The sequence below is a fragment of the Kribbella sp. CA-253562 genome (assembly GCF_050942265.1).
Taxonomy (GTDB): Bacteria; Actinomycetota; Actinomycetes; order Propionibacteriales; family Kribbellaceae; genus Kribbella.
The window spans coordinates 469,734-496,106 of the sequence record NZ_CP192049.1; the positions used below are offsets into that span (position 1 = coordinate 469,734).

At 70.7% G+C, this 26,373-nt stretch carries 29 protein-coding genes; 16 read left to right on the plus strand and 13 right to left on the minus strand.

What is annotated here, in order from left to right:
• Positions 1-112: 112 nt before the first annotated feature.
• From lon to ACQPXM_RS02330, 3 genes are all read right to left on the minus strand, one after another.
• The gene (lon, locus tag ACQPXM_RS02320) at positions 113-2,404 is read right to left on the minus strand and encodes an endopeptidase La (RefSeq protein ID WP_432950925.1); all 2,292 of its coding nucleotides are present in this window, start codon (positions 2,402-2,404) and stop codon (positions 113-115) included.
• Positions 2,405-2,580: 176 nt separating this feature from the next.
• On the minus strand, positions 2,581-3,702 hold the full coding sequence (locus ACQPXM_RS02325; RefSeq protein ID WP_432944226.1) for an ArsA family ATPase: 1,122 nt from the start codon (positions 3,700-3,702) through the stop codon (positions 2,581-2,583).
• Positions 3,703-3,727: 25 nt separating this feature from the next.
• Positions 3,728-4,678 carry an ArsA-related P-loop ATPase gene (locus tag ACQPXM_RS02330; RefSeq protein ID WP_432944228.1) on the minus strand — a complete coding sequence of 317 codons (951 nt, stop codon included), beginning with the start codon at positions 4,676-4,678 and terminating at the stop codon, positions 3,728-3,730.
• A 227-nt stretch (positions 4,679-4,905) separates the two neighbouring features.
• Here ACQPXM_RS02330 and ACQPXM_RS02335 point away from each other — a divergent pair, with 227 nt between their 5' ends.
• From ACQPXM_RS02335 to ACQPXM_RS02350, 4 genes are all read left to right on the plus strand, one after another.
• A complete protein-coding gene (locus ACQPXM_RS02335; RefSeq protein WP_012918129.1) occupies positions 4,906-5,067 on the plus strand; it encodes a DUF4177 domain-containing protein in 162 nt (53 codons plus the stop codon).
• Complete coding sequence (locus ACQPXM_RS02340; protein ID WP_432944230.1) at positions 5,064-5,525, plus strand: RidA family protein; 462 nt, start codon at positions 5,064-5,066, stop codon at positions 5,523-5,525. The genes ACQPXM_RS02335 and ACQPXM_RS02340 overlap by 4 nt, the downstream gene beginning before the upstream one ends.
• Positions 5,526-5,774: 249 nt before the next feature.
• Positions 5,775-6,605: an NUDIX hydrolase gene (locus ACQPXM_RS02345; protein WP_432944232.1), complete on the plus strand. Its 831-nt coding sequence runs from the start codon at positions 5,775-5,777 to the stop codon at positions 6,603-6,605.
• A 10-nt stretch (positions 6,606-6,615) separates the two neighbouring features.
• Entirely contained in the window at positions 6,616-7,404 is a 789-nt protein-coding gene (locus ACQPXM_RS02350) for an MBL fold metallo-hydrolase (RefSeq protein ID WP_432944234.1), read from the plus strand.
• Between the two features lie 72 nt (positions 7,405-7,476).
• Here the strand turns inward: ACQPXM_RS02350 and ACQPXM_RS02355 are convergent, their stop codons facing one another.
• Positions 7,477-7,839, minus strand: coding sequence for a hypothetical protein (locus tag ACQPXM_RS02355; RefSeq protein WP_432944236.1), 363 nt, complete (start codon positions 7,837-7,839; stop codon positions 7,477-7,479).
• A gap of 3 nt (positions 7,840-7,842) precedes the next feature.
• On the opposite strand from ACQPXM_RS02355, the gene ACQPXM_RS02360 reads away from it, so the two are divergent.
• Positions 7,843-8,568, plus strand: a complete 726-nt coding sequence (locus ACQPXM_RS02360; protein WP_432944238.1) for a type IV toxin-antitoxin system AbiEi family antitoxin domain-containing protein — start codon at positions 7,843-7,845, stop codon at positions 8,566-8,568.
• A 319-nt stretch (positions 8,569-8,887) separates the two neighbouring features.
• Here ACQPXM_RS02360 and ACQPXM_RS02365 read toward each other — a convergent pair whose 3' ends face one another.
• Together ACQPXM_RS02365 and ACQPXM_RS02370 are read right to left on the minus strand one after the other, a co-directional pair.
• Positions 8,888-9,565, minus strand: coding sequence for a Crp/Fnr family transcriptional regulator (locus tag ACQPXM_RS02365; protein ID WP_077017917.1), 678 nt, complete (start codon positions 9,563-9,565; stop codon positions 8,888-8,890).
• Between the two features lie 106 nt (positions 9,566-9,671).
• Positions 9,672-9,827 (minus strand): hypothetical protein, encoded by a 156-nt coding sequence (locus ACQPXM_RS02370; RefSeq protein ID WP_432944240.1) that lies wholly within the window; start codon positions 9,825-9,827, stop codon positions 9,672-9,674.
• Positions 9,828-9,952: 125 nt separating this feature from the next.
• On the opposite strand from ACQPXM_RS02370, the gene ACQPXM_RS02375 reads away from it, so the two are divergent.
• The 7 genes from ACQPXM_RS02375 to ACQPXM_RS02405 all read left to right on the plus strand — a co-directional run bounded on the left by ACQPXM_RS02375 (position 9,953) and on the right by ACQPXM_RS02405 (position 16,567).
• Positions 9,953-11,623, plus strand: coding sequence for a hypothetical protein (locus ACQPXM_RS02375; protein ID WP_432944242.1), 1,671 nt, complete (start codon positions 9,953-9,955; stop codon positions 11,621-11,623).
• A 24-nt stretch (positions 11,624-11,647) separates the two neighbouring features.
• Entirely contained in the window at positions 11,648-12,436 is a 789-nt protein-coding gene (gene nth, locus ACQPXM_RS02380; protein WP_432944244.1) for an endonuclease III, read from the plus strand.
• Between the two features lie 578 nt (positions 12,437-13,014).
• Positions 13,015-13,419, plus strand: coding sequence for a TlpA disulfide reductase family protein (locus ACQPXM_RS02385; RefSeq protein WP_432944246.1), 405 nt, complete (start codon positions 13,015-13,017; stop codon positions 13,417-13,419).
• A complete protein-coding gene (locus tag ACQPXM_RS02390; protein WP_432944248.1) occupies positions 13,416-14,183 on the plus strand; it encodes an NUDIX hydrolase in 768 nt (255 codons plus the stop codon). Before ACQPXM_RS02385 ends, ACQPXM_RS02390 begins: the two co-directional genes overlap by 4 nt.
• Entirely contained in the window at positions 14,180-15,352 is a 1,173-nt protein-coding gene (locus ACQPXM_RS02395; protein WP_432944250.1) for a MarP family serine protease, read from the plus strand. The genes ACQPXM_RS02390 and ACQPXM_RS02395 overlap by 4 nt, the downstream gene beginning before the upstream one ends.
• Positions 15,353-15,410: 58 nt before the next feature.
• On the plus strand, positions 15,411-15,905 hold the full coding sequence (locus ACQPXM_RS02400) for a SigE family RNA polymerase sigma factor (RefSeq protein ID WP_432944252.1): 495 nt from the start codon (positions 15,411-15,413) through the stop codon (positions 15,903-15,905).
• A complete protein-coding gene (locus ACQPXM_RS02405) occupies positions 15,902-16,567 on the plus strand; it encodes a hypothetical protein (RefSeq protein WP_432944254.1) in 666 nt (221 codons plus the stop codon). Before ACQPXM_RS02400 ends, ACQPXM_RS02405 begins: the two co-directional genes overlap by 4 nt.
• 26 nt (positions 16,568-16,593) lie before the next feature.
• On the opposite strand, the gene ACQPXM_RS02410 is transcribed toward ACQPXM_RS02405, so the two are convergent.
• The 3 genes from ACQPXM_RS02410 to nhaA all read right to left on the minus strand — a co-directional run bounded on the left by ACQPXM_RS02410 (position 16,594) and on the right by nhaA (position 19,197).
• Positions 16,594-17,442 carry an alpha/beta fold hydrolase gene (locus tag ACQPXM_RS02410; protein ID WP_432944256.1) on the minus strand — a complete coding sequence of 283 codons (849 nt, stop codon included), beginning with the start codon at positions 17,440-17,442 and terminating at the stop codon, positions 16,594-16,596.
• A gap of 53 nt (positions 17,443-17,495) precedes the next feature.
• Positions 17,496-17,906: a phage holin family protein gene (locus ACQPXM_RS02415; RefSeq protein WP_432944258.1), complete on the minus strand. Its 411-nt coding sequence runs from the start codon at positions 17,904-17,906 to the stop codon at positions 17,496-17,498.
• A gap of 79 nt (positions 17,907-17,985) precedes the next feature.
• Complete coding sequence (nhaA, locus tag ACQPXM_RS02420; protein WP_432944260.1) at positions 17,986-19,197, minus strand: Na+/H+ antiporter NhaA; 1,212 nt, start codon at positions 19,195-19,197, stop codon at positions 17,986-17,988.
• Positions 19,198-19,483: 286 nt separating this feature from the next.
• Between nhaA and ACQPXM_RS02425 the strand changes: the two genes are divergently transcribed.
• The 3 genes from ACQPXM_RS02425 (at position 19,484) to ACQPXM_RS02435 (ending at position 22,244) form a co-directional block, all read left to right on the plus strand.
• On the plus strand, positions 19,484-19,930 hold the full coding sequence (locus ACQPXM_RS02425) for a CBS domain-containing protein (RefSeq protein ID WP_432944262.1): 447 nt from the start codon (positions 19,484-19,486) through the stop codon (positions 19,928-19,930).
• A 37-nt stretch (positions 19,931-19,967) separates the two neighbouring features.
• Positions 19,968-21,257 (plus strand): ArsB/NhaD family transporter, encoded by a 1,290-nt coding sequence (locus tag ACQPXM_RS02430; protein WP_432944264.1) that lies wholly within the window; start codon positions 19,968-19,970, stop codon positions 21,255-21,257.
• Between the two features lie 225 nt (positions 21,258-21,482).
• Positions 21,483-22,244 (plus strand): GntR family transcriptional regulator, encoded by a 762-nt coding sequence (locus ACQPXM_RS02435; RefSeq protein ID WP_432944266.1) that lies wholly within the window; start codon positions 21,483-21,485, stop codon positions 22,242-22,244.
• Positions 22,245-22,289: 45 nt separating this feature from the next.
• Here the strand turns inward: ACQPXM_RS02435 and ACQPXM_RS02440 are convergent, their stop codons facing one another.
• From ACQPXM_RS02440 to acs, 3 genes are all read right to left on the minus strand, one after another.
• Positions 22,290-22,730, minus strand: a complete 441-nt coding sequence (locus ACQPXM_RS02440; RefSeq protein WP_432944268.1) for a hypothetical protein — start codon at positions 22,728-22,730, stop codon at positions 22,290-22,292.
• Positions 22,727-23,380, minus strand: coding sequence for a hypothetical protein (locus ACQPXM_RS02445; protein ID WP_432944270.1), 654 nt, complete (start codon positions 23,378-23,380; stop codon positions 22,727-22,729). The genes ACQPXM_RS02440 and ACQPXM_RS02445 overlap by 4 nt, the downstream gene beginning before the upstream one ends.
• 125 nt (positions 23,381-23,505) lie before the next feature.
• A complete protein-coding gene (gene acs, locus ACQPXM_RS02450) occupies positions 23,506-25,440 on the minus strand; it encodes an acetate--CoA ligase (RefSeq protein WP_432950927.1) in 1,935 nt (644 codons plus the stop codon).
• 223 nt (positions 25,441-25,663) lie between these two features.
• Here acs and ACQPXM_RS02455 point away from each other — a divergent pair, with 223 nt between their 5' ends.
• Positions 25,664-25,957, plus strand: coding sequence for a hypothetical protein (locus tag ACQPXM_RS02455; protein WP_432944272.1), 294 nt, complete (start codon positions 25,664-25,666; stop codon positions 25,955-25,957).
• On the opposite strand, the gene ACQPXM_RS02460 is transcribed toward ACQPXM_RS02455, so the two are convergent.
• Positions 25,947-26,312, minus strand: coding sequence for a winged helix-turn-helix transcriptional regulator (locus ACQPXM_RS02460; RefSeq protein WP_077017901.1), 366 nt, complete (start codon positions 26,310-26,312; stop codon positions 25,947-25,949). The two genes, ACQPXM_RS02455 and ACQPXM_RS02460, sit on opposite strands and share 11 nt — an antisense overlap.
• Positions 26,313-26,373: the final 61 nt, after the last annotated feature.

Consider the following 26,373-nt stretch of genomic DNA (forward strand, 5'->3'; position numbering starts at 1 on the left):
GTTCCGCCGGCCGTCAGGGGATTCCAGCGATTCCGGCCACGAAGACCGGGGTCCGGCCACGAAGACCGGGCCCGGCCGATCCACCCAAGCGGCGGATCGGCCGGGGACTACATCAGGCCGCGTACTGCCTGGCGTCCACCTGCGCCGGCACCAGCGCCAGGTCGAGCACCTCACGCACGTCGCTGACCGGGTGAACCGTCAGCTCCGCGAGCACGGACTCGGGCACGTCCTCCAGATCCGGCTCGTTGCGCTTCGGGATCAGGATCGTGGTCAGCCCGGCCCGGTGGGCGGCGAGCAGCTTCTGCTTCACGCCACCGATCGGCAGCACCCGGCCGGTCAGCGACACCTCACCGGTCATCGCGACCTCCGAGCGGACCGGCCGTCCGGACAGCAGTGACGCCAGCGCGGTGGTCATCGTGACACCCGCCGACGGCCCGTCCTTCGGGACCGCTCCGGCCGGCACGTGGATGTGCGCGTTGCGCTCGGCCAGGTCACCGACCGGCAGTCCCAGTTCCGCGCCGTGCGAGCGCAGGTAGGACAGCGCGATCTGCGCCGACTCCTTCATCACGTCACCCAGTTGCCCGGTCAGCGTGACCCCGGTCGGACCGGTCTCCTTGTCGGCCAGCGAGGCCTCGACGAAGAGCACGTCACCACCGGCGCCGGTCACGGCCAGTCCGGTCGCCACTCCCGGCAGCGCCGTCCGCTCCGCCGACTCCGGCGTGAACTTCGGCGATCCCAGGTAGCCCTTCAGGTCACCCGAACCGATGGTCACCTGTCCGACGTCCTCGCCCAGAGCGATCTTCGCCGTCACCTTGCGCAGCACCCGGGAGATCGACCGCTCCAGCTGCCGTACGCCGGCCTCGCGGGTGTACTCCCCGGCCAGCAACCGCAGCGCGGAGTCCTCGACGACCAACTCGTCGGCCGTGAGGCCGGCGCGCTCCAGCTGACGCGGGAGCAGGTGGTCACGGGCGATGGTGACCTTCTCGTCCTCGGTGTAACCGTCCAGCTGCACCAGTTCCATCCGGTCCAGCAGCGGAGCCGGGATCGAGTCGAGCACGTTCGCCGTGGCCAGGAAGACCACGTCGGACAGGTCCAGCTCGACCTCCAGGTAGTGGTCGCGGAACGTGTGGTTCTGCGCCGGGTCCAGGACCTCGAGCAGCGCCGCGGTCGGGTCGCCCCGGTAGTCCGCGCCGACCTTGTCGATCTCGTCCAGCAGCACGACCGGGTTCATCGAACCGGCCTCGGTGATCGCCCGGACGATCCGGCCCGGCAGCGCACCGACGTACGTGCGCCGGTGACCACGGATCTCGGCCTCGTCCCGGACACCGCCCAGCGCGACCCGGACGAACTTCCGGCCCATCGCACGGGCCACGGACTCGCCCAGCGAGGTCTTACCCACACCAGGAGGACCGACCAGGGCCAGTACGGCGCCACTGCGGCGTCCGCCGACCACGCCGAGGCCACGGTCCGCGCGGCGGCGCCGTACGGCCAGGTACTCGGTGATGCGCTCCTTGACGTCGTCCAGACCGGCGTGGTCCGCGTCCAGCACGGCCCGGGCTTCCCGGATGTCGTAGCTGTCCTCGGTCCGCTCGTTCCACGGCAGCTCGAGCACGGTGTCCAGCCAGGTCCGGATCCAGCCGACCTCGGGGGACTGCTCCGCGGTCCGCTCCAGCTTGTCGACCTCGGCCAACGCGGCCTTGCGGACGTGCTCCGGCAGGTCGGCCGCCTCGACGCGGGCCCGGTAGTCCTCCTCCTCGGAGTCGGCCTTGCCGTCCAGCTCGGCCAGCTCCTTGCGGACGGCGGCCAGCTGCTGGCGAAGCAGGAACTCGCGCTGCTGCTTCTCCATGCCCTCCTGAACGTCCTTCTGGATCGTCTCGGAGACCTCGAGCTCGGCCAGGTGGTCGCGAACCCACCCGATCAGCTTGGTCAGCCGCTCGGTGACGTTCGCGTTCTCCAGCAGCTCCAGCTTCTGGGCGTCGTTCAGGTACGACGCGTAACCGGCCAGGTCGGCCAGCTCGGCCGGCGCGTTCACCTGCCGCACCGAGTCGATCACCTGCCACGCGCCGCGCCGTTCCAGCACGCTGGTGACCAGGGTCTTGTACTCGCGGGCGAGCTCGGCCGACTGGGCGTCGGTGATCTCGTTCAGCACCGTCGCGCCGACCCACAGGGCAGCACCCGGACCGGTGGTCCCGGCGCCGATCAGGACCCGGGCGGTACCCCGGATCACGGCCGCCTGGGCGCCGCCCGGCAGCCGGCCGATCTGCTCGATCTCGCCGAGCGTTCCGGCCTTCGCGTATTTCCCGTCCAGCCGCGGCACCAGCAGCACCTTGTCCTGTCCGGACGCCTGCGCCGCGTCGATCGCGGCCCGCGCCTCGGTGTCGGACAGCCGCACGGGCACGACCATGCCAGGCAGGACCACGACGTCGTCGAGCGGTAGAACAGGAAGATTCAACGTCTCAGTCACGCTGTCACACCCTCACTTGAAGATTGAGTCTGACAGGCTCAACGGGGGACGTGACCTGGTCATTCCCCAGCGTGCGGGCGTTCGCTGACGGTGAAAATCAGGGTGTGCTCCCCGGATCAAGCTGTGAGCAGCTCACCGATCGTTCGGAGTCCCGTGAGGTCGTGCACGTCGTCGGGCAGCGCGGGCACGTCGACGGTGGGGACCGAGCGGTGACCGCGACGGAACCGGTCGGCGCGCTTGGCCTCGCCGACGACCTGCTGCATCCGGTCTGCGTGCAACAGCAGTACGGCGGCGGTCAGGGGCGACTTGTCTCCCTCGGTCAGCTTCTCGGCGGCCGCCAGGGACCGCTCCGCCGACAAATCCGGAGCGTGCGTGGTCGTCACCCGGTTGAGGACGACGCCGGCCAACGGCATCCGCTCCTCGCGCAGCCGTTCGGCGAAGTACGACGCCTCGCGCAGCGCGTCGTTCTGCGGCGCGGCCACCACCAGGAACGCCGTGTGCGGCTCCCGCAGCAGCGCGACGGTCTTCTCGGCCCGCTCCCGGAACCCGCCGAACAGAGTGTCGAAAGCGGCCGCGAACGTCTGTACGTCGGTCAGCACCTGCGCGCCGAGCACCTTGTTCATCACCGACATCGCCAGGTTCACCCCGGCCGACATCAGCCGCAGCGGACCCCGGGCCGGCGCGAGCAGCAGCCGCAGGAACCGGCCTTCCAGCAGCGACGCCAGCCGCTCCGGCGCGTCGAGGAAGTCCAGCGCGGAGCGTGACGGCGGGGTGTCGACCACGATCAGGTCCCACTCGCCGGTCCTCTCGGCCTGCTTGTGCAGCTGGCCGAGCTTCTCCATCGCCATGTACTCCTGGGTGCCCGCGAACGACGACGACAGCGCGACGTAGAACGGGTTCGCCAGGATCTGCTCGGCCTTCTCCGGCGTCGCGTGCGCCAGCACGACCTCGTCGAAGGTCCGCTTCATGTCGAGCATCATCGCGTCGAGGCTGCCGCCGTTGGTGCCGTCGACGTCCTTGACCGCGCGCGGGGTGTTGTCGAGCTCGGTCAGGCCGAGCGACTGCGCCAGCCGCCGGGCCGGGTCGATCGTCAGGACGACGACCTTGCGGCCACGCTCGGCCGCCCGCAACCCGAGCGCCGCGGCGGTGGTGGTCTTGCCGACCCCGCCCGCGCCGCAGGTGACGACGATCCGGGTCGTCGGATCGTCGATCAGGGCGTCCAGGTCCAGGGCGGTCATCGGCGGCTCTCCACGGTCAGGTCCTTCACGAACGCAGGTCTTCGGCGAGGTCGAACAACGCTCCGTGGTCGATCCCGTCCGGCACCAGCCCGAGCTCGGTCACTTTCTTGCCCAGGGCATCGATCCGGTCGCGGTTCTCGCGCTCCAGGCCGATCCGTACGGCGTGGTCGCGCGCCTCGGCGGCCAAGGTGCTCACCATCTGCTTGCTCGACGAGATCCCGGCGGCCCGCAACCCCTTGGTCAGCTCGGCCACGGGCAGTTTCTCCTTCACCGCCAGCGCGAGCGACTCGTCGTCGAGCGGGCTGTGCCGGACCATGTTCACCACGATCGAACCGATCCGCAGGTCCAGCGCCTCCAGCTGCTCGACCGCGTCCAGCGTCTCCTGGACCGGCATCTCCTCCAGCAGCGTGACCAGGTGGATCCGGGTCACGTCGGAGCGCAACATGCCCATGATCGCGTCCGCCTGGTTGCGGATCGGGCCGACCTTGGCCAGCCCGGCGACCTCGTGGTTCACGTTCAGGAACGGGCCGATCCGCCCGGTCGGCGGCGCGTCCAGCACCACCGCGTCGTACGCGAGCCGGCCGTGCGCCTTGCGCCGGGTCGCCTCGTACACCTTGCCGGTCAGCAGTACGTCGCGCAGCCCCGGCGCGATCGTGGTGACGAAGTCGACCGCCCCGACCTTGTCCAGCGCCTTCCCGGCCCGGCCGAGGTGGTAGTACATGTCGAGGTACTCCAGCAGCGCGGCCTCGGCGTCCACGGCGAGCGCGAACACCTCGCCGCCGCCCGGTCCGACGGCGATCTTGCGTTCGACGTACGGCAGCGGCGGGACGTCGAAGAGCTGGGCCAGGCCCTGGCGTCCCTCGACCTCCACCAGCAGCACCCGCTTGCCCTCGTCGGCCAGGGAAAGTGCCATGGCAGCGGCCACGGTGGTCTTCCCGGTGCCGCCCTTGCCGGTCACCACATGCAGCCTCGCCATGCTCCCCAGCGTAGGACGTGGCCCACACCACACTCCTGAGGGATGGGTCGGACACTCCTGCGCCTACTGCGCGGCACTCGGCACGGCACCTCGGCGCACTGGAGGAGAAGCGACGATGGAAAAGCATCGACGCTCCCCTCCAGCACGCCGAGCTACCGCGCCGAGCACCTGCTCGCTACGACGCAGGAGTGTCCGACCCATCCCGGTCGCCCGTTAGAGTCCATCTCATGAAGAAGTTCGAGTACTTCACCGCGCCGCTCCTGGTCCACTCGACCAAGGAGATCCTCGACAACTTCGGGCAGGACGGCTGGGAGCTGGTCCAGGTCGTCCCGGGCCTGAACCCGGAGAACCTGGTCGCCTACTTCAAGCGGGAGATCACCGAGTCATGAGCCATCCCGAGGAGAACCTGGCCGCGCTCGGCCTGAAGCTGCCCGAGGTCGCCAAGCCGGTCGCCGCCTACGTCCCGGCGATCCGCACCGGCAACCTCGTCTACACGTCGGGCCAGCTGCCGCTGCGCGACGGCGCCCTGATCGCCACCGGCAAGGTCGGCGGCGGGGTCACCCCCGAGGTGGCCGCCGAGTGCGCCCAGCAGTGCGCGCTGAACGCCCTGGCGGCGGTCAAGGCGGAGATCGGCGACCTGGCCAAGGTCAAGCGGGTCGTCAAAGCGGTCGCGTTCATCGCCTCGACGCCCGACTTCACCGGCCAGCCGCAGGTCGCCAACGGCGCGTCGGAGCTGTTCGGCCAGGTCTTCGCCGAAGCCGGCCAGCACGCCCGCAGCGCCGTCGGCGTCCCGGTCCTGCCGCTGGACGCCCCCGTCGAGGTGGAACTCATCGTCGAGGTCGACTGACGGTCCTCCGCTCTGTGTGAGCCGGGCTCGGCCCGGCCCACCGGTTCGCCCAGCGCATTTCCTGGGTTCACCCACGAAATCGACCGTTGGCCCGCTGCATTTTCCCGGGTCAACGGTGCGCTTGGCGGGTTAACCCACCGGGCGACCCGGCCGAGACGCGGGGCGACTCGGTGGTCTCGGGTACTGGGCGACAAGTCCGGCTCGGCCGTCTGACTCATTCCGTCCTCGTCCCCGCACCCTGGAGGTCCTGTGGTTCGCGATCTGCGGTCCGAGTTGCTGTCCGGGCGGATGGCGGAGACCGCGCTGGCGCATGTGCGCGAAGGACGAACACCCGCCGAGCCCCGGCCCGCGTCGACCGTGATCCTGCTGCGGGACAGCCCGGCCGGGCCTGAGGTCTATCTCCTCAGGCGGCAGCGGTCGATGGCCTTCGCGGCGGGAATGACTGTGTTCCCAGGCGGCCGCGTCGACCCAACGGACTCCAGCATCGCCGACTCCTGGGAAGGGCCCTCGCCGGAGTGGTTCGGCGAGCGGCTCGGGTGCTCGGCCGACACCGCCGCCGCGTACGTCGCGGCCGCCGTACGGGAGACGTTCGAGGAGTCCGGCGTCCTGCTGGCCGGTCCGTCGACCGAGACCGTCGTCTCGGACACCACCGGCGCCGACTGGGAGGCCGACCGAGTCGCGCTGGAAGGCCGGTCGCTGGGGTTCGCCGACTTCCTGCACCGGCGCGGGCTGGTGCTGCGGGCCGACCTGCTTGCGCCCTGGGCGCACTGGATCACCCCGGAGTTCGAGCCCCGCCGCTACGACACCCGGTTCTTCGTCGCCGCGCTCCCGGCCGGTCAGGTCACCCGCGACGTGACGAGCGAGTCCGACCAGGTCGCCTGGATGCGACCGGCCGACGCCGTCGCGGCTGTCGACGCGGGGGAGATGCTGATGCTGCCCCCGACGTACTTGTGCTGCCGCGACCTCACCCCGTACGCCGACGTCGCCGCCGTACTGGCTTCCTCCGCGGACCGCCGCATCACCCCGGTGCTGCCCACCGTCCGGATCGAGAACGACCAGGCGTATCTGGAGACCATATGAAGGAGCCGCGATGACCGTCGAGCAGGTCACCCCGTACGCCGCCCGCGTGCTGGCCGCGAACCCAGGCCCGATGACCCTGGACGGCACCAACACCTGGATCCTGCGCGCCCCGGACTCCGACCGTGCCGTGGTCGTCGATCCCGGCCCGATGCTCGAGGAACACCTGCGCGCCGTCCTCGACGCGGTGACGGCATCCGGCGCGACGGTCGAGACAGTACTGCTCACCCACCACCATTTCGACCACTCCGAAGGCGCCGCCTGGTTCGCGAACCAGGCCGGCTGCACGGTCCGCTCGGTCGACCCGGCGTACCGGATCCCGACGGACCACGCCCACGGCCTGTCCGAGGGCGACGTGATCGGCGCGGGAGACCTGCGCATCGAGGTCCTGCCAACGCCCGGCCACACGCTCGACTCGGTCTGCTTCTGGCTCCCGCAGGACGGCTCACTGCTCACCGGCGACACCGTGCTCGGCCGCGGTACGTCGGTCGTCGCGCACCCGGACGGTGCCCTGGGCCCCTATCTGGAGTCCCTCGACCGCCTCCGCGCCTTCGCCAACTCACCCGCCGGCGTCGACCGCCTGCTCCCCGGCCACGGCCCGGTCATCGACGACCCAACCGGCGTCCTCACCTACTACCTCGACCACCGCCGCGAACGCCTCAACCAGGTCCGCGAAGCAGTCGCCGCCGGCCACACCACCCCACAGGCCGTCGTCGAACACGTCTACGCCGACGTCGACCCCACCCTCTGGCCCGCCGCCGAACGATCTGTTCGCGCCCAACTCGACTATTTGGCCGGTTGACGCACCGGACTATTTGGCCGGTTGACCCACCGGACTAATTTGGCCAGTTGACCCATCGGACCATTTGGCCGGTTAACCCATCGGCATGTTGGTTCGATGCCCGCATTCGCCGGTCGAACCCCCAAGTTCGACGGTTAACCGCCGAAGCGTGACGAGCGTTGTCCACAGGGCAAACGGCAGGCAGAGCGCGAACGGAACCAATTCACCGATGCTGGGTGGGTGAATCCGCGATTGGCCGTCGTAGCCGCAGCGCAGGGAGGTGTCTTCGGCCGAGGGCAAGCTCTCCGGTGCGGATACACGCCCGAGCAGATCCGGGAGCGTCTCGCCGCCCGAGCTTGGGTGCGGATCCGGCACGGTCAGTACGCCGAGCCGCTCACCCCGACCGGCCTCATGCCGTCGGAGCGACGCCGATCCGAGCATCGCCGTCAGATCCACGCGGTGATGAACTCGCGGCGGTACGGATCAGTTGCCGTCAGCCACCAGTCCGCGCTCGTTCTGCACGGTTTGCCCGCCTGGAGCCTGTCGTTGGACGAGGTCCACGTCAACCGCCTGGACAGTCATGGCGCCGGCCGCAGCATCGGCGTACGTGAGCATGTCGGCAAGGTCCCGTCCGAGGACCTCACCGTTGTCAACGGCCGGCTTGTGACGACCGTGCCGCGCGCAGTCGTCGAGACCGCCTGTACGGCGGCGTTCGAGGCGGCGGTTGTCGTTGCCGACGAGGCCGCCCGGACTCACCGGATCAGCGCGCAGGAGTGGGCGCGGTTGCTGGAGACCGTCGAGTTCTGGCCGGGAAGCCCGACCGCAAGAGCTGCGCTCGAGTTCATGAATCCGCTGTCGGAATCCGTCGGCGAGTCACGGCTCCGGGTTCTGATGAGCAACCACGATCTCCCGACGCCTGAACTCCAGGTCGACTTCCACGATACGAACGGATTCGTCGCTCGGGTGGACTTCCACTTCCCGGCGTACGGCGTGGTCGTCGAGTTCGACGGGATGACGAAGTACGCCGACGCCTCAGCGCAGGTGCTGATTCAGGAAAAGATCCGCGAGGACCGCCTCCGGGCGCTCGGCCTGCAGGTCATCCGGGTGACCTGGGCCGACCTGGCGTCACCGGACCGCTTCATCACCCACCTCCGCCGAGCCCTCTCCCGGGCCGCTGCCGCTTGACCCACCTCGCCCGTACCCGGCCGGCCCCACCGTCCCAGATCCCAGCCCGGCCCCGCCCATTTCGACGGTTAACCCGGGAAATGGTGGGTTCAATGCATGTATGAGCCGGTAGAACCCACAACTCGCAGGGTTAACCGTCGAAATGGGGCGGGCGCGGGACGGAGGGGAGGGCCGGGGGACGGAGGTGGGGCCGCTGGTACGGCGTACTGGTGGTTTGGGGGGTCGCTGGTACGCCGTACTGGCGGTGTGGGGGGCCGCTGGTACGGCGTACTGGGTGGTGCGTGGACCGCCAGTACGGCGTACCGGGTGCTGCGGCGGGCTAGCGGGCTCGGCGCTGGAGGCGTTCGATGTCGAGCAGGACGACTGAGCGGGGCTCCAGGCGGACCCAGCCTCGGGAGGCGAAGTCGGCCAGGGCCTTGTTGACCGTCTCGCGGGAGGCGCCGACGAGCTGGGCGAGCTCCTCCTGGGTGAGGTCGTGGTGGACGTGCACGCCGTCGTCCGCCGTACGGCCGAAGCGGCTGGCCAGGTCGAGCAGGGCCTTGGCGACGCGGCCGGGGACGTCGGAGAAGACCAGGTCGGCGACCACGTCGGAGACCTTGCGGAGCCGGGACGCGAGCTGCAGGAGCAGGCCGCGGGCGACCTCGGGGCGGCCGGCCAACCAGCGCAGCAGCTCGTCGTGGGTCAGCGACATCATCGACGCGTCGGTGACGGCGGTGACGGTGGCCGAGCGTGGTCCGGGGTCGAACAGCGAGAGCTCGCCGAACATCTGGCCCGGGCCCAGTACGGCGATCAGGTTCTCCCGGCCGTCCGCGGAGGTGCGGCCGAGCTTCACCTTGCCCTCGACCACGACGAACAGCCGGTCGCCGGAGTCGCCTTCGTGGAACAGCACCTGGCCGCGACGCAGCCGGTTCTCGGTCATCGACGCGGCCAGCGCGTCGGCTGCCTCGTCGTCCAGCTGACTGAACAGCGGTGCCTGTCGGAGCACTGCGGCGTCCACGTTTGGGCCTCCTCGGACCTTGACCACGAAGCTTCGGACGGGCCGCGAGCCCGCCCGGCGAGGGGGTGGATCACACCCCGTCGCCCCAAAACCGTACTTCCTCGGGTCACCGAACCGCCACGTAGGTGCGCCGGGACGCGCCGGGGACGGTGCCGCGCGGCTCGAGCGCGACGACCGAATTCGACGCGGCGACCGGACGATCGCCGGGTCCGGCGGTGTCGGGGGTGGTCTTGCCAGGGGCGGCGGTGATCGAGCGGGGCATCGGATCGGCGTGGGCCCGGCCGGGCCGGCGACCGGACGATCGTGGCCCGGCTGGGCCGCCTGACCTCCCCGCGCGACTCACCGGCGGCCGCGACCAGGTGGACGAGATTCGGTACAGGATGAGGGATGTTCGGTTGGCTGAGGGGACGGCGTGCGCGCCGCGACGGGTCGCTGGGCGAGCTGGGGGAGCTGAACCGGCGCGCCAGGGCGCTGGCCGCGCAGGGCGACGTCGACGGGGCGGTCGCCCTGATCAGGGCGAGCGACAACCCGCGGGCCGAGCGCATGCTGGTGCTGGTTCTTCGCGACTACGGCCGGCTCGACGAAGCGATCGCCGTCCTCCGGTCGAGCACGAGTCCGGACGCCGCGGCCCGGCTGGAGCAGTTCCTCGCCGAGCGAGGTGCGGAGCTGGCCCGGCTGACCAGAGTCCGCTCGACCGACCTGCTGCCCGTTCCCGGAATCGGAGGAGTGGACAACCTTCTTCAGCGCGGGCTGATCGACGAGGCGGTCGAGCTGCTCAAGTCGAGCACCCTGCCTGCCGACGAGGAGCGGCTGCGGGCGTTGCTCCGGGAACTGGGACGGACCGACGAACTGCGCGCCATGGCGTCCCGCTCCGTCCGGCAGGCGACGCTTCGCGCGGAAGGCCGGCTCGAGGAGCCGCGACCGGCCACCCGCGTCCCGGTCGAGCCGAGTGACCCGGCGCAGGACGCCTACCGCCTGATCCGCTCGTACGTCGAACAAGGCAAGACCGACGAGGCGATCGCCCTGCTCCAGTCGCGGCCGCGAGTGGCTCCGGACCTGCTCGCCGATCTGCTGGTCGCCCAGGACCGCGTCGACGAGGCCGTCGCCGTGCTGGACGCGTCGAAGGATCGCGGCGCTCCGAGGAAAGCGGCCCGGCTCAGGGCGGCCCACGGCCTGATCGACGAACTCCGGGCCCGCGCGGACGCCGGCGAACGCCCGTCGGCCGACGTACTCGCCGGCTTCCTGGCCGAACAGGGAGCCCTCGACGAACTCCGCACCCGAGCCGCGGACGGCCCGATCTTCGCGTTTCACCTCGTTCGCGCGCTCGGCCGGCTGCGGCGGATCGACGAGCTCGAGCAACTCGCCGGCGGCGCGACGGACGGCGGCCTGGCCGGGGCGATGTGGTGGGCCACCGTGCTCGCGGATGTCGCCGCCGAAGACGTCCCAGCCGCACTGGCCGAGCACTCGGCGTACAGCGCGTGGTACGCGGAGCAGAACGGGACGCGGGCGGTGATCCGCCTCCTGGTCGAGCAGGGCCGGATCGGCATCGCCGTGGCGTTCGCCCGGGCTCGGGTCGGCTCGGGCGCCGAGTGGGCGAGCGCCTGGGTGCCGCGGGAGGACCAGGACGAGCCGAGCACCAGCGTGTCCGAGCAGATGCTGGCTGCCTCGGCGGAGTCCGCCGTACGGGAGTTGCTGCCCGGACACGCGGGCGACGAGGAGTTCAGTACGACGGTGAGCCTCGCCGACGTCGACTCCACCCTGTACGGCGACGTCCGCATCCGGGTCCCCGAGCTCGGCCGGGTCGAGATCTCCCTGGCCTGCTGGACCGTCGGCACGGACACCGCCCGCTACTTCGGCGACGACCCACCGACCGTCGCGGAGACCGAGCTGCCGCCGACCGGAACGGCGGTTCCCGATCTCGCGTCGACCATCGGCGTGATCGACGAGCTGTCGGCCCGGCTGGGCGCGCTCGAGCCGCCGTCGCCGCATCGGGGTGGCCGGCACCTGACCATCACCGTGCCGCTGCGGACCACGACCCTGGCCGCGGTCCCCGGGTAGACCGCCGCACGTAGGCTGGCCTGCATGCCCACCCAGCGTGCCGTGGACCCGAACCCGCACCCGGTCCCGCCCCCGGTTCTGAACCCGCCCGTGAAGCTCCCGCGGAAGGCTCCGGTGTACGCCGAGGAGACGCCCACCCAGCTGGTCCGGCGGGCCCGGAAGATGCACAAGGTGCTCACCGAGACCTACCCGGACGCGCACTGCGAGCTCGACTTCACGACGCCGCTGGAGTTGCTGGTGGCCACGATCCTGTCGGCGCAGACCACCGACGTGACGGTGAACAGGGTGACGCCGACGCTGTTCGCGAAGTACCCGACCGCGCAGGCCTACGCCGAGGCCGACCGGGAGGAGATGGAGGCGATCCTCAAGCCGACCGGCTTCTTCCGGGCCAAGACCAACAGCCTGCTCAAGCTCGGTCAGGCGCTCGTCGACGAGTACGACGGACAGGTGCCCGGCAAGCTCGAGGAACTGGTCAAGCTGCCCGGGACCGGCCGGAAGACGGCGAACGTCGTCCTGGGCAACGCCTTCGGTGTCCCCGGCATCACCGTCGACACCCACTTCGGGCGCCTGGTCCGCCGCTTCGGGTGGACGACCGAGGAGGACCCGGTCAAGGTCGAGCACCTGATCGGCGCGCTGTTCCCGAAGAAGGACTGGACGATGCTGTCCCACCGGCTGATCTTCCACGGCCGCCGCCGCTGCCACGCCAAGAAGCCCGCCTGCGGCGCCTGCCCGATCGCCCAGTGGTGCCCGTCCTTCGGCACCGGCCCCACCGACCCGGACCTGGCCGCCAAACTCGTCAAGGTCCCGGTGTGAGCCAGGATCCGCCCCACCCGGGCTCGCGGCTCCGCCGCCTCGCCCCCGAAGGGAGTGTCATCCCAGCCGCCGCCAGCTCGCGGCTCCGCCGCGTCGCCCCCGGATGGGATCGCGCAGCGGCCGGCGCAGACGCGCGGTGCCGACCCGTGGTCCCCGCTGCGACTTCCGCTCCGGCGCGCACCGGAGCAGGTCTTCGCCGCACTCCCGCTGCCGGGGCTGCTCCGGCGCACTCGACCTCGCGGCTTCGCCGCGTCGCGCTTGGATTGGCGCCGGTCGGCTGCGGTTCGCGTCGCGCCGTCGCCTCGCGTCGCGCCGTCGCCTCGCGCCGCCGCCTCGCCTCCGGATGGGATCGCGTCCGACGCGTCGTCCCCGCGCTGGCTTCCGCACCAGCAACCACCGGTACGCCACGTCGTCGCCCCGCGCTCGCGCTGGGGCTGGCCGGTCTACTGCTTCTCGCGGGGTGTGGCGCCCAAAAGAGCGACGGCTCCTCGACTCCGAGCGCCTCGGGTACGACGGCGACCGTCGTCGCCTGTCCGAGTACGCCGTCCAAGCCGGCGGCCTCCAACGGGCTCCCCGACGTGACGCTCCCCTGTCTCGGCGAAGGCCCCGACACCCGCCTCGCCGACCTGCGCGGGCCCCTGGTTGTCAACGTCTGGGCCCAGTGGTGCGGCCCCTGCCGGGACGAAGCGCCGTATCTGGCCGAGCTGCAGAAGAAGGCGGCGGGCAAGGTGAAGCTGATCGGGATCGACTACGCCGATCCGCGACCGGAGCTCGCGGTGAAGTTCGCCGCTCAGCACGGGCTCGATTACCCGCACCTGAAAGACGCCGACAAGGCCGTTCAGCAGCCGCTCAAAGTCGGCGGGCCGCCGTTGACCGCGTTCGTCGACCAGGACGGCGCGGTGGTCTACGTCCACCGCGGCGTGCTGAAGTCCCAGCAGCAGCTGGATCAGCTGGTCAAGGACAAGCTGGGGGTGACCCTGTGACCGCGACGACCTTCGACATCGAGCTGCCGGGCTGGCTGCAGCCGTTGCTGACGGCCTCGAAAACCGTTGATCCCAAGGAGCTTTCCCGGTTCCTGCCGCCCGACGACCCGGCGGTGCGCGAGTCCGCCGTACTCATCTTGCTTGCTGATGGCAACGAAGGCGACGGCCCGGACGTGCTGCTCACCGAGCGATCCTGGACCCTGCGCTCGCACGCCGGGCAGATGGCCTTCCCGGGCGGCCGCAGCGACGAGGAGGACGGCACCGGCACCGACGGCCTGATCCGGACCGCCCTGCGCGAGGCCGAGGAGGAAACCGGCCTGGATCCGTCCGGGGTCGAGGTGTTCGCGATCTGGCCGGCGCTCTGGGTCCCGGTCAGCAACTTCGGCGTGTCCCCAGTGCTGGCCTGGTGGCGCGAGCCGTCGCCGGTGGCGGTGGTCGATCCGGCCGAGGTCGCCTCGGTGCATCGCGTCGCGCTGTCCGCGCTCGCCGACCCGGCCAACCGGGTCAGCTGCATCCACCCGTCCGGTTTCACCGGTCCGGCCTTCGTCGTCGGGGACCTGTTCGTCTGGGGTTTCACCGCCGGTCTGCTCGACAAACTGCTGATCCTCGGCGGCTGGGCGCGCGACTGGGACCCGGCCCGCGTCGTACCGTTGCCCGACCGACTGGTCGAGGCGGCCTGGCGGAGTGAGGGGCAGCGGTCGCAGGAGGAGCGGCGGCTGACTGCCATCGAGCACGATCTGGGGCGTCCGGAGGGTGTGGAGTGAGCTATCTGGATTGGATCCTGATCGGGGTCACGCTGCTGGTGGCGATCTCCGGGTACGTCGAGGGCTTCGTGCTCGGCGCCTGCGCGACGCTCGGCCTGCTCGCCGGTGCCGCCGTGGGCGTGTACGGCGTACCGAAGGTCCTGGACAACTTCTCGCCCAGCGTCGAGGTCTCGTTCGCCGCGCTGGTGCTGGTGATCGTGCTGGCCTCGATCGGCCGGACCGTCGGCGCGCTGCTCGGGTCCAAGCTCCGGAACAAGATCTCCTGGAAACCGGTCAAGGCCGTCGACGCCCTCGGCGGCGCCGCGCTGGCCGCCGCCTCGGTGCTGGTCGTGTCCTGGGTGCTCGGGGTCGCGGTGAGCGGCGCGCGGATCCCGGACGTCACCTCGGCAGTCCGCGGTTCGCAGGTGCTGGCCAAGGTCGACGAGGTGCTGCCGAGCGGCGCCGACCAGGCCCTGCAGGCCTTCAACGACGTGGTGAACACCGATCTGTTCCCGCGCTTCCTCGACCCGTTCGTGCCGGAGCGGATCCGCGAGACCCAGCCGCCGGACGGCGGGATCGCGCGGACGCCGGCCGTGCGCGCGGCGTACAACCGGATCGCCAAGGTGACCGGCGTGGCGAACTGCTCGCGTGGGCTGGAGGGGTCCGGCTTCGTCGTCGCCCCGCAGCGCGTGATGACCAACGCGCACGTCGTCGCCGGCGTCGCGAACCCGAAGGTCGAGGTCAACCGGCAGTCCTACGACGCGACCGTGGTGCTGTTCGACCCCGAGATCGACGTCGCCGTGCTGTACGTGCCGAAGCTGGCCGCGCAGCCGCTGACCCTCGACGACAGCGGCAAGGCCGACGCCGCGGCGGTCGTGCTCGGCTACCCGGAGAACGGCCCGTTCAACTCCGAACCGGCCCGGATCCGCTCCGAGGAGCGCCTGCGCGGCCCGGACATCTACGGCGACCGCACGGTCACCCGCAAGGCCTTCTCGATCTGGGCCTCGGTCCGCCCCGGCAACTCCGGCGGTCCGCTGATCTCCACCCGCGGCACCGTGTACGGCGTGGTCTTCGCGGCTTCGGTCGAGGACAACCGCACCGGCTACGTGCTGACCGCCGCCCAGGTCGCCGACGCCGCCGCCGAGGGCGCCCGGGCCACGAAGGAAGTCTCGACCCGCACCTGCACCTGAGCTCTTCTCCCGCCGATGCAGCGGATCGGGTGGTCCGCGGCGTTGGGAGGGTGTGACGGTGACCAGTGCGGCGACCCGCTCGTTCGACCAGGTGGTGCGGTCGAGCGAGCGGCGCCTGCTCCGCGTCGGCCTGATGCTGTCCGGCAACGCCCACACCGCCGAGGACCTCGTGCAGTCGGTCCTGACCCGCGCCCATCGGCGCTGGGACCGGATCGGCGGCCTCGAGCACCCCGAGGCGTACCTGCGGACGATGCTGGTGAACGAGTTCCTCAGCTGGCGACGCCGGCTGAAGAACCGCGAGCTGCCGCTGGCCGAGCTCGACGAGACCCCGACGACCGAGGACGTGAGCAGCCGGCAGGCCGAGCGGGACACCGCCTGGCGGATGCTCGCGACCCTGCCGCGCCGGCAACGCGCCGTACTGGTGCTGCGGTACTACGAGGATCTGCCCGACGACGAGATCGCGACGGTGCTCGGCTGTACGGCGAGCACGGTCCGGTCCAACGCGGCCCGGGGGCTGGCGGCCCTGCGCGCCGAGCTAGGAGCTGAAGGATGAACAAGTCGGACGAAGAGCTCGGTGAGCTGCTGCGGGAAACCTTTGCGAGCAAGGAGAATCAGGCCGATAGCTTGCCTGCAGCAATCAAAGCGGGAACCCGTCGCCGCTTCAGCCCGGCGCTCGCAGCGGCCGCCGCGGTCGTGCTGGTGCTGGGCGGCGCGGTGGTCGTCCGGCAGAACCTCACGCCGCCCACCGGCCTCCCGGCTCCGGCCGCCACCACGACCGGGCACGCCGAGACGGCCGAGGCGATCGCGTTGACCGAGGACATCCGGATCTGGGCGGCAGCGATCGAGGCGATCATCGCGCGCGAGCCCGGCAGTACGACGTACTACGTGCTGGACGCGCCCCTCCAGAACGGCAGCACGGCAGCGCGCGGTAAGCCCTTCACCGACGCCCAGAAGACCGCGATCACCGGCCTGCTGGCCTCGAAGGCCAAGCTGGAGTGGATCGCCAAGCGGCCGCCGCTGGCGGACCCGTGCGCGCCGAACGCGGGCGGCCCGTTCGTCACGGTGGGTGCGATCGTCCGGCGGGCCGGTCATGTCGAGGTCGACGCGAGCATCTGGCGCGGTTGTCTGGCCGCGCGGTGGCTCACCTTCCGCCTGGACGAGAAGGCCGGCACCTGGAATGTCACCGGAACCGTCGGACCCGAGGCTGTCTCCTAGAGCCGCCGAGCAGCTCGAGGCGATTTCTAGAGCCTGCCGAGCCAATCGAGCAGCACCGCGTTGAACCGCTCCGGCGCTTCCTCGTGTGGAAAGTGCCCGACCGTGGTGAGGGACTCGTGCCGCACGGGTGCCGTGACCAGCTCCGGCGGGGTGATCCAGCTCGTCGGCGAGACGGCGCCGTCCAGGCCGCCGTGCAGCTGCAGCACCGGTACGCCGACCGGCTCACGCATCCGCGCGGAGTACCGCCGGCCGTCGCCGCGCAGCCGGGAGCGGACGAACCAGCGGTGGTACTCGAGCGCGCAGTGCGGCGCGGGCCAGACCTGCAGCGCGGCCCGGTAGCGCCGGGAGGCCTCCGCGTCCGGGAAGTCACCACCCGGCGCCGACCAGGCCCGCAGCAGCTGCTCGATGTGGATGCCGTCGTGGGCCAGCAACCGCCGTTCGGGCAGGATCGGCAGCTGGAACCACCCGACCTGCGCCGCCGCTCGCGGGCGACCTGAGCGCAGCAACATCAACGGGTGCGGAGCCGACACGGCTGCCACCGCCCGGACCTGCCGTGACGCCAGTACGGCGGCCGACCAGGCGGCGAATCCGCCCCAGCCGTGCCCGACCACCACCGCCTCCGTCGCGCCGAGCGAGCGGATCACGCCGGACACGTCGGCCGACACCGTGAACGGGTCGTAGCCGCGCGGGGTCTTGTCGCTCGCGCCGTACCCGCGCAGGTCCATCGCGACCGCCCGGTACCCGGCCTCGGCGATCACCGGCAGCTGATGCCGCCAGGCCCACCAGAACTCCGGGAACCCGTGCAGGAACAGGACCAGGGGATCGTCCGCCGCCCCGCACTCGGCGACGTGGAACCGGGCGCCGTTGGCCGCCACCAGAGCGTGCGACCACGGCCCGTCGACGAGCAGGTCGGAGACGCCCGCGGGGCTCAGTCGCCCTTCCCGATCGCCTTGAGCGCCTCGACCGACTCCTTCGAGGTCTCGATGGTTCGCGGCGCGCCCTTGGCCTTGCCGAGCTGGCTCTTGCCGATCAGCACGAGCACGCCGGCGATCAGCAGGTAGACCACGGCCACGATCAGGAACGCCAGCGCCGGATGCAGCCCGAGCGCGCTCACGCCGTACGCCGCGGCGATCGACAGCAGGATGATCGCGAGCAGCCCGAGGAACGCGGCCCCGCCGAACAGGCCGGCCCCGGTCCCGGCGGCCACCGCCGTCTTCTTCAGCTCGGCCTTGCCCAGCTCGATCTCGCTGCGCACCAGGCTGGACAGATCCCGGCTGGCGTTCGCGACGAGCTGCCCGACCGTCGGCTCGTCCGTGTTGGTGTCACGGTCCTGCCCCATCGACATGGCGCTCCTTCCGTCCGTGCCCCGACCCTACCGCCGCGTACTGCGAACAGCTGGTACCCCGCACCTGCCCAGCTCAGTCGGCGTACACGCGGTTGCGCCGGAACAGCAGCCCGGCGGCCAGCAGCGCCGCCAGCAACGAGGCGATCAGTACGGCGGCCTTGGCGCGCTCGGCCTGGGCGACATCGTCACCGAAGGCCAGTTGGGCGATCAGCAACGCGACGGTGAAGCCGATGCCCGCCAGCACCGAGACCGCGGCCACGTCGCGCCAGGCGAGGTCGGAGTTCAGCTCCGCCCGGGTGAACCGCGCGGTCAGCCAGGCTCCGCCGAAGACGCCGAGGAACTTGCCGACCACCAGTCCGGCCACGATGCCGATCGCGACCGGATCGGTGAGCATCTCCCGTACCGCGCCACCGCTCAACGTGACCCCGGCGGCGAACAGCGCGAACAGCGGCACCGCCAGCCCGGCCGACCACGGCCGCAGCCGGTGCTCGATCCGCTCGGCCGGAGCGTGCTTCTCGCCGCGATCGGCGACCACCCGGGTGGCCAGCCCGAGGGCGACCCCGGCGATCGTCGCGTGGATTCCCGACTCGTGCATGAACCACCACGCGCCGAGCGCGACCGGGACGTACAGCAGCGGCGTGGTGAAGCGGAAGCGCTGCAGCAGGAAGAAGACCCCGATCAGCGCCAGCGCGACCAGCAGTTCGAGCAGGTGGAAGCCGTGCGAGAAGAACACGGCGATGACCAGGATGGCGCCGAAGTCGTCGACCACCGCCAGCGTGAGCAGGAAGGCACGCAGCGCGCCCGGCAACGAGGAGCCGACGATCGCCAGCACCGCGAGCGCGAAAGCGATGTCGGTCGCCGTCGGCACGGCCCAGCCCGACGTCCGGCCGTCGTCCGCGGTCAGGTTCACCAGCAGGTAGATGATTGCCGGGAGCACCATTCCGGCCAGCGCCGCGACCACCGGGACGACGGCCTCGCCGAGCTTCGACAGCGTGCCGACCACCAGCTCGCGCTTGAGCTCGACGCCGGCCAGGTAGAAGAACAGGGCCAGGGCGCCGTCGGCGGCCCAGGCCTCGACGGTCAACGGGCCGAGCTGGGCCTCGCGCAGGTGGTGGTAGGCGTCCTGCCAGGGGGAGTTCGCCCAGATCAGCGCGACGACGGCCGCGCCGAGCAGCAGCAGGCCACCGGTGGTCTCGGCCCGCAGGGTGTCGGCCAGAAACGCCCGCTCGGTGCCGAGAACACGGGGAAAGGCGCGACGGCGGCGTACACGAACGACTGGGGGCATGAGAAGCCTTTCGATCCGGGGTCGGTCGGACACATCGCCGACCAGGCTTCCCGGCACACCGTGTTGCGTTCGGCACCAGTCTAGGTGATCGAGGGTGATTGCGTGCGGCTCGTCGATGAGGGAGGCTTACCGCTGGTGCGCCGGGAAGTCTGGTCGGCAGTGCCCGTCCCCAGGCGGGGTACGGGCTGGTCGACGACTCGTGGAGGCGCTGTGGCACGGCTCGAGTCCGGGCAGAAGGCTGTGAGAGAGCTCACGCCGGTGGACCCTCAGCGCGTACGCTGCGGGAGTGCACGCAGAACAGATGGGCGAACAGTTCCCGGTCGTCAGCCTGGACAGCGATGCGCGCGAGGCGGTCGAGCTGCTGGCCTCGCGGCGGCTGCCGGGCCTGATCGTGGTCGACGCCAAGGGCAGCCCGTACGCTGTGCTGCCGGCGTCGCAGGTGGTCCGTTTCCTGGTGCCGAGCTACGTGCAGGACGATCCGTCGCTGGCGCGGGTGATCGACGAGTCGCTGGCCGACCAGGTCGCCGACAAGCTGGCCGGGGTCACGGTGCGCAAACTGCTGCCGTCCGAGCCGGCGGAGCTGCCGGTGGTGAACCACGACGACACCGTGCTCGAGGTGGCCGCGATCATGGCGCGCCTTCGCTGCCCGTTGGTCGCGGTGACGAAGGACAAGGAGATCATCGGCGCGATCACGGCGTCCCGCCTGCTGGAACTGGTCGTCACGCCGCACTGATGCCCGGCGGACCGGCCGGGACCGCGAAGGTGGCCGGATGACCGTCATCGCGGTGATCGTGTTCGTGGTCGCCTACCTGCTGATCGCGACCGAGTGGACCCACAAGCTGCTGGCCGCGCTGGGCGGCGCCGCCGTGCTGCTCGCCCTCGGCGTGACGGATTCCGAACACGCCTTCTACTCCCACGAGACCGGTGTCGACTGGGACGTCATCTTCCTGCTGCTCGGCATGATGGTGATCGTCGGCATCCTGCGCCGGACCGGCGTGTTCGAGTACATCGCGATCTGGGCTGCCAAACGGGCCAAGGGCTCGCCGCTGCGGGTGATGCTGCTGCTCACGATGATCACCGCGGTCGCGTCGGCGTTCCTCGACAACGTGACCACGGTCCTGCTGATCGCCCCGGTCACCCTGCTGGTCTGCGACCGGCTCGGCATCAACCCGGTGCCGTTCCTGATCGCCGAGGTGATGGCGTCCAACATCGGCGGCGCCGCGACGCTGATCGGCGATCCGCCGAACATCATCATCGCCAGCCGCTCGGGCCTGACCTTCAACGACTTCCTGGTCCACATGGCGCCGCTGGTGCTGATCGTGCTGGTGGTGTTCTGCCTGGTGGTGCCCTGGCTGTTCCGCGGCTCGTTCCAGGTCGACCCGGACAAGGTCGAGAACGTGATGCGGCTGAACGAGAAAGAGGCGATCGAGGACCGGACGCTGCTGATCAAGTGCGCACTGGTGCTGCTCGGCGTGTTCGCCGGCTTCATCGGTCGCTCGGTCTTCCACGTCGAACCCTCGGTGGTCGCGCTGCTCGGGGCCGGCGTCCTGGTGCTGATCTCCGGGGTCGCGACCAAGGACTACATGAGCAGCGTGGAGTGGCAGACGCTGCTGTTCTTCGCCGGCCTGTTCATCATGGTCGGCGCGCTGGTGAAGACCGGCGTGATCGGCGAACTGGCCCAGCAGGTCCAGCAGCTCACCGAGGGCCGGGCGCTGTTCGCGGTGATGCTGATCCTCGGGGTCTCCGCCGTGCTGTCCGGCATCGTCGACAACATCCCGTACGTCGCGACGATGAGCCCGGTCGTGCTGGAACTGACCAAGGGCATTCCCGACCCGGCCCAGGCCGAGGCGCTGTGGTGGGCCCTGGCCATCGGCGCCGACTTCGGCGGCAACGCGACCGCCGTCGGCGCGAGCGCCAACGTCGTCGTGATCGGCCTGGCCCTGCGCGCCGGCTATCCGATCAGCTTCTGGGAGTTCACCCGCAAGGGCGTGGTGATGACCGCGATCACGATCGTCGTCGCCGCGCCGTACCTGTGGCTGCGGTACTTCGTCCTGGCCTGACCTCGGGGTGACGCGGCCCCCGGCGCGGGACGCGCCGGGGCAAGGGGTTTCCGGTGGGAATCACACCGGTACGCCTCGACGCCGTACCGGTGGTGCGGGAAGATGATCGCTGGCCGTCCTGGGGCTCCGGCCAGTACTGTCGGTGAGCGGTCGACCGACCGGAACGAGACGACCTCCGCGCCCCGGCAACCGGTTTGCCGGCCAGACTCCCAGGGATACGACGTCATGGCCCGCCCAAGGAACAACCCCGGCGACCTCGCCGAGCTCCCCACCGAGCTGCGGACCGACCGGCCGAAGGGTGACCAGATCCGCGAGATCCTGGAGCGCCTCACCCGCAGCCTGCCCGCCGGGACCGTACTGCCGTCGGAGCGGGTCCTGGCCGAGCGCTTCGGCGTCGCGCGGATGACGGTCCGCCAGGAGGTCGACCGGGTCGTCTCCGAGGGCCTGGCCGCCCGGCGTCCCGGCGGTGGCACGTTCGTCGCCGAACCGCGCCCGAACCGGCTGCTCGCGTCGTCGTTCAGCCAGGACATGCGCGACCGCGGCATCACCCCTGGTGCCAAGGTGCTCGAACACCGCGTCGGCACCGCCGACGAGGCCCTCGCCGCCGAACTCGAGGAGCCGGTCGGCACTCCCGTGCTCCACCTGGTCCGCCTCCGCACCGCCGACGGCGAGCCGATGGCGATCGAACGCACCAACTTGTCGCTGCGCCGTTACCCGGGCCTGGACGAACTCTCCTTCGACGAACTGTCCCTGTACGACGAACTCGGCGCCCGCTTCGGTGTCTCGCTGGGCATCGTCTCGGCGTCGATCGTCGCCGCCCCACCGGATTCCCCCGAGGACGCCGCCCTGCTCGGCATCGACGAGACCACCCCTTGCCTGGTCATCACCTCGGCGCCCCGCACCGCCTCCGGCGAGGTCATCGAGTGCGGCCGCTCGACGTACCGCTCGGACCGCTACGACATCACCGTGGCCTACCGAACTACCTGACCATTCGAAATCAATCGGCCTGTGATCAAGTATCAAACGCTCGACCTACAACCGGCCGGCGACAACCCCCAGCGCGAACGCCGTACCGGCCAGCCCGAGCATGATCGTGGCCAGCAGGCGCAGGCGGGCGTGATGCGCCGGGATCTCGGCCTTCGTGGCGAAGATCCGTCGCGGCCAGTGGCGCCAGGAGACGTACCAGAAGATCCCGGTGGCGGCGAGCAGAAGGACCGCCTTGACCAGGTGGAGCCACCAGTGGCCGGTGTCGACCAGCAGGAGCACCAGGCCGCTGGCGGCGATCACTGCGATCAGGCCGAGCACCTTCCAACGGTTGCCTGAGGCAATCGTCGCCGTGAGGGCCTCGCGGGTCTCCGGATCGGCGGCGTAGAACTTCGCCAGCTTCGGCTGGACAACGAACAGCGAGTAGGCCATCCCGCCGACCCACGCGGCCGCCAGGCCGGCGTGCAGGACGGCGACGAGCGCGGTCATCGGTACTGCTCGAGGATCGGGAGCGGCAGCAACGAAGTCATCGCCACCAGCTTGTCGAGGGTGAGGAGCAGCTCGTCCGGCTTGGTGCGGCCGAAGATCGGATACGTGGTGAAGATCAGGTGCTGCTCGATCAGTGCCCAGGTGTGCAGCTTGGTCCTGCGCATGAAGGCGGCCAGCTCCGGATGGAGGACCTGTGCGGCGACTTGCGGGTCGGTGTTCACCAACCGGTACCAGCGGTCGAACGTCGGGTCCGCGGTGATCGGTTTCGGCAGCCCGGTGACGTCGTACGCCGGATCGGTGTTGTCGACGATCTGGAACCACGGCACCGGCGACGGCAGCTCGATCGCCCAGACCGTGTTGATCCGTTCCGAGCCGGCCTCGGGAACCGCCAGGTCGGACCAGGCGTCCCGCACCACCTTGACCGCCTCCTGCCGGTAGAAGTCGAACACCGTGAACCGAAGTCCCTGGTGCCGCCCGCTCACCGCGCCGAAGGCGAGCTGCTGCCGGCCGCGCAGACAGAACGGCAGCGCGTATCTCCATCGGTCCGGCAGCTCGGGTGCCTCGACCCGGATCTCCCACCCACGCCGCGCCGCGAGTGCCGCGCGTTCGTCGTTGGTCTTGGCGATCCGCCGCGTCTCGAGATTGCGCACGGCCTCAGGCTAGGGGTTCGCCCGGCTCAACCAGGCCACGACAAGCACCAGGGCGCGTACAGCACGAGGCCGCGAACAGGGCGAGGGCCCGGACAGCAGCTGTCCGGGCCCTCGCCAACGATCGGTCAGTCCTCGTCGGCCTTGCCGGCCTCGAGGTTGGACTTGATCAGGTCCATCACGGTCGAGTCGGCCAGCGTGGTGACGTCGCCGACCTCGCGGTTCTCGGCGACGTCGCGCAGCAGGCGGCGCATGATCTTGCCCGAGCGGGTCTTCGGCAGCTCGGCGACGACCATGATCTGGCGCGGCTTGGCGATCGGGCCGATCTCCTTGGCCACGTGGTTGCGCAGCTCCTGGACGACGTCCGGGCCGCCGTCACCGGCCTCCGAGCGCAGGATCACGAACGCCGCGATCGCCTGGCCGGTGGTCGGGTCGGACGCGCCGACGACGGCAGCCTCGGCCACCTTCGGGTGCGAGACCAGCGCCGACTCGATCTCGGTGGTGGACAGCCGGTGGCCGGACACGTTCATCACGTCGTCGACCCGGCCGAGCAGCCACAGGTCGCCGTCCTCGTCCTTCTTCGCGCCGTCGCCGGCGAAGTACATGCCCGGGAACCGCGACCAGTACGTCTCCTTGAAGCGCTCGTCGTCGCCCCACAGCGTGCGCAGCATGGCCGGCCACGGCTTGGTGATCACCAGGTAGCCGCCGGAGCCGTTCGGCACCGGGTTGCCGGCGTCGTCGACCACGTCGACGTTCACGCCCGGGATCGCCCGCATCGCCGCGCCCGGCTTGCCGGAGGTGACGCCGGGCAGCGGGGAGATCATGTGCATGCCGGTCTCGGTCTGCCACCAGGTGTCGACCACCGGCGCCTGGTTGCCGCCGATGTTCTCCCGGTACCAGATGTAGGCCTCGGGGTTGATCGGTTCGCCGACCGACCCGATCACCCGCAGCGTCGACAGGTCGAACTTGGCCGGGATCTCCTTGCCCCATTTCATGAAGGTCCGGATCGCGGTCGGCGCGCAGTACAGGATCGAGACCTTGTACTTCTGCACGATCTCCCACCAGCGGCCCTGGTGCGGGGTGTCCGGCGTGCCCTCGTACAGCACCGAGGTGGTCGCGTTCGCCAGCGCGCCGTACACGATGTAGCTGTGGCCGGTGACCCAGCCGATGTCGGCGGCGGTCCAGTAGACGTCGGTCTCCGGCTTGAGGTCGAACACGGCCCACTGGGTGTACGCCGTACCCACCAGGTAGCCGGCCGTGGTGTGCAGGATGCCCTTCGGCTTGCCCGTGCTGCCGGACGTGTACATCACGTACAGCGGGTGCTCGGCGTCGAACGCCTCCGGCGTGTGCTCGGTCGACTGCTTGCCGACGAAGTCCTCCCACCACAGGTCCCGGCCGTCGGTCATCGCGGTCTCCTGGCCGGTGCGCTTGACCACGAGCACGTTCCGCACGTCCGGGCAGTCGGTCAGAGCGGCGTCGACGGCCGGCTTCAACGCGGCCGGAGCGCCCCGGCGGTAGCCACCGTCGGAGGTGATCACGACGCGGGCGTCGCAGTCCTGGATCCGGCCCTTCAGCGCGTCCGCGGAGAAGCCGCCGAAGATCACCGTGTGCGGGGCGCCGATCCGGGCGCAGGCCAGCATCGCGACCACGGTCTCGGGGATCATCGGCATGTAGATGGCGACCACGTCACCGGCCTGCACGCCGAGCTCGAGCAGCGCGTTGGCGGCCTTGCTGACCTCGTCCTTGAGCTGGGCGTAGGTGATCTCGCGGGTGTCGCCCGGCTCGCCCTCGAAGTAGTACGCGACCCGGTCGCCGAGGCCGTTCTCGACGTGCCGGTCGACGCAGTTGTACGCCGCGTTGAGCTTGCCGTCGGCGTACCACTTGGCGAACGGCGGGTTGCTCCAGTCGAGCGTCTGGGTCGGCTCGACCGCCCAGGTCAGCCGTTTGGCCTGCTCGGCCCAGAACCCCTCCAGGTCGGCGGCGGCCCGCTCGTAGGCGTCGGCCTTCACGTTCGCCTGGGCGGCGAGCTCGGCCGGCGGGTCGAAGCGGCGTTCCTCGTGCATCAGGTTCGACAGCGCTGGGGACTGGGGCTCGGAACTGGTCACGGTCGCGGACTCCTCGTCGATAGCCGGTCGGCGCGCCCGGGCGCCGACCCCTTTCTACCAACGCCAGACCAGCCGCGGTACTGGTGGTTCGCCGAGCAGACCTCTATCTGCGCCGAACGGAAGGTTCAGTGAACGAGGTCACAGCGGCCGCGGTCCCCGGTCGAGGGAACCGGACGGCGGCGTGCCGCATCGGATCCGTGTCGCCTACCGCCAGGAGATCCGCCCGATGCACCAGCAGTACAGCCCTCAGCCGCAGTACGCCGCCCAGCCGGTCGAGTACGCCGCCCAGCCCCAGTACGCCGCTCAGCCGGTCCAATACGCCGCTCAGCCAGTGGCGGGCCGCCTCCCGGCGGACCACCCCCTCGCCGGCGTCGACCGCCGCATCTCCCGGGCGGCGCGGCGCCGGGTGCACAGCCGCGAACGCCGCATCCGCCGTACGCGGGCGGCGGTGCGCAGCCAGCTGCCTACCTGGTGATCTCGGCCTCGCGGGCGTCCAGCAGTTCGTCCCAGTGGTCGGCGGTCCACGCGCAGGCGGCGCGAATCGGTCCGAGCATGCTCCGGCCGAGCGGCGTCAGCTCGTAGACGACGCGGCGAACCGGTACGGCGTACTCGGTGCGGCTGATCAGGCCGTCCTGCTCCAGGTGACGCAGGGACTGCGTGAGCACCTTCGGGGTCACCCGGTGCAGCGGTACCCGCAGCTCGGAGAACCGGCGCGGGCCGTCCTCCAGACAGGCGATCACCAGGGCTGCCCACTTGTCCCGGCCGAAGCGGAACGGGTTCAGCGTCGAAGGGCAGATCTCGTCGAACATGTCCGCGCGCAACGGCTCCATCGGACCAGCCTAGCCAGTATCCGGGCGGAAACCGGGTCGCCGCCTACCGTCGCCGGACACG

Excerpts from the sequence above, each read along its gene's own strand:
- lon (WP_432950925.1), bottom strand. The coding sequence starts at position 2,404 with ATGGTCGTGCCCGTGCGGCTGTCCGACACCGAGGCGCGGGCCGCGATC.
- ACQPXM_RS02325 (WP_432944226.1), bottom strand. The coding sequence starts at position 3,702 with ATGACCGCCCTGGACCTGGACGCCCTGATCGACGATCCGACGACCCGG.
- ACQPXM_RS02330 (WP_432944228.1), bottom strand. The coding sequence starts at position 4,678 with ATGGCGAGGCTGCATGTGGTGACCGGCAAGGGCGGCACCGGGAAGACC.
- ACQPXM_RS02335 (WP_012918129.1), top strand. The coding sequence starts at position 4,906 with ATGAAGAAGTTCGAGTACTTCACCGCGCCGCTCCTGGTCCACTCGACC.
- ACQPXM_RS02340 (WP_432944230.1), top strand. The coding sequence starts at position 5,064 with ATGAGCCATCCCGAGGAGAACCTGGCCGCGCTCGGCCTGAAGCTGCCC.
- ACQPXM_RS02350 (WP_432944234.1), top strand. The coding sequence starts at position 6,616 with ATGACCGTCGAGCAGGTCACCCCGTACGCCGCCCGCGTGCTGGCCGCG.
- ACQPXM_RS02370 (WP_432944240.1), bottom strand. The coding sequence starts at position 9,827 with ATGCCCCGCTCGATCACCGCCGCCCCTGGCAAGACCACCCCCGACACC.
- ACQPXM_RS02375 (WP_432944242.1), top strand. The coding sequence starts at position 9,953 with ATGTTCGGTTGGCTGAGGGGACGGCGTGCGCGCCGCGACGGGTCGCTG.
- nth (WP_432944244.1), top strand. The coding sequence starts at position 11,648 with ATGCCCACCCAGCGTGCCGTGGACCCGAACCCGCACCCGGTCCCGCCC.
- ACQPXM_RS02405 (WP_432944254.1), top strand. The coding sequence starts at position 15,902 with ATGAACAAGTCGGACGAAGAGCTCGGTGAGCTGCTGCGGGAAACCTTT.
- ACQPXM_RS02415 (WP_432944258.1), bottom strand. The coding sequence starts at position 17,906 with ATGGGGCAGGACCGTGACACCAACACGGACGAGCCGACGGTCGGGCAG.
- nhaA (WP_432944260.1), bottom strand. The coding sequence starts at position 19,197 with ATGCCCCCAGTCGTTCGTGTACGCCGCCGTCGCGCCTTTCCCCGTGTT.
- ACQPXM_RS02430 (WP_432944264.1), top strand. The coding sequence starts at position 19,968 with ATGACCGTCATCGCGGTGATCGTGTTCGTGGTCGCCTACCTGCTGATC.
- ACQPXM_RS02435 (WP_432944266.1), top strand. The coding sequence starts at position 21,483 with ATGGCCCGCCCAAGGAACAACCCCGGCGACCTCGCCGAGCTCCCCACC.
- ACQPXM_RS02440 (WP_432944268.1), bottom strand. The coding sequence starts at position 22,730 with ATGACCGCGCTCGTCGCCGTCCTGCACGCCGGCCTGGCGGCCGCGTGG.
- acs (WP_432950927.1), bottom strand. The coding sequence starts at position 25,440 with ATGCACGAGGAACGCCGCTTCGACCCGCCGGCCGAGCTCGCCGCCCAG.
- ACQPXM_RS02460 (WP_077017901.1), bottom strand. The coding sequence starts at position 26,312 with ATGGAGCCGTTGCGCGCGGACATGTTCGACGAGATCTGCCCTTCGACG.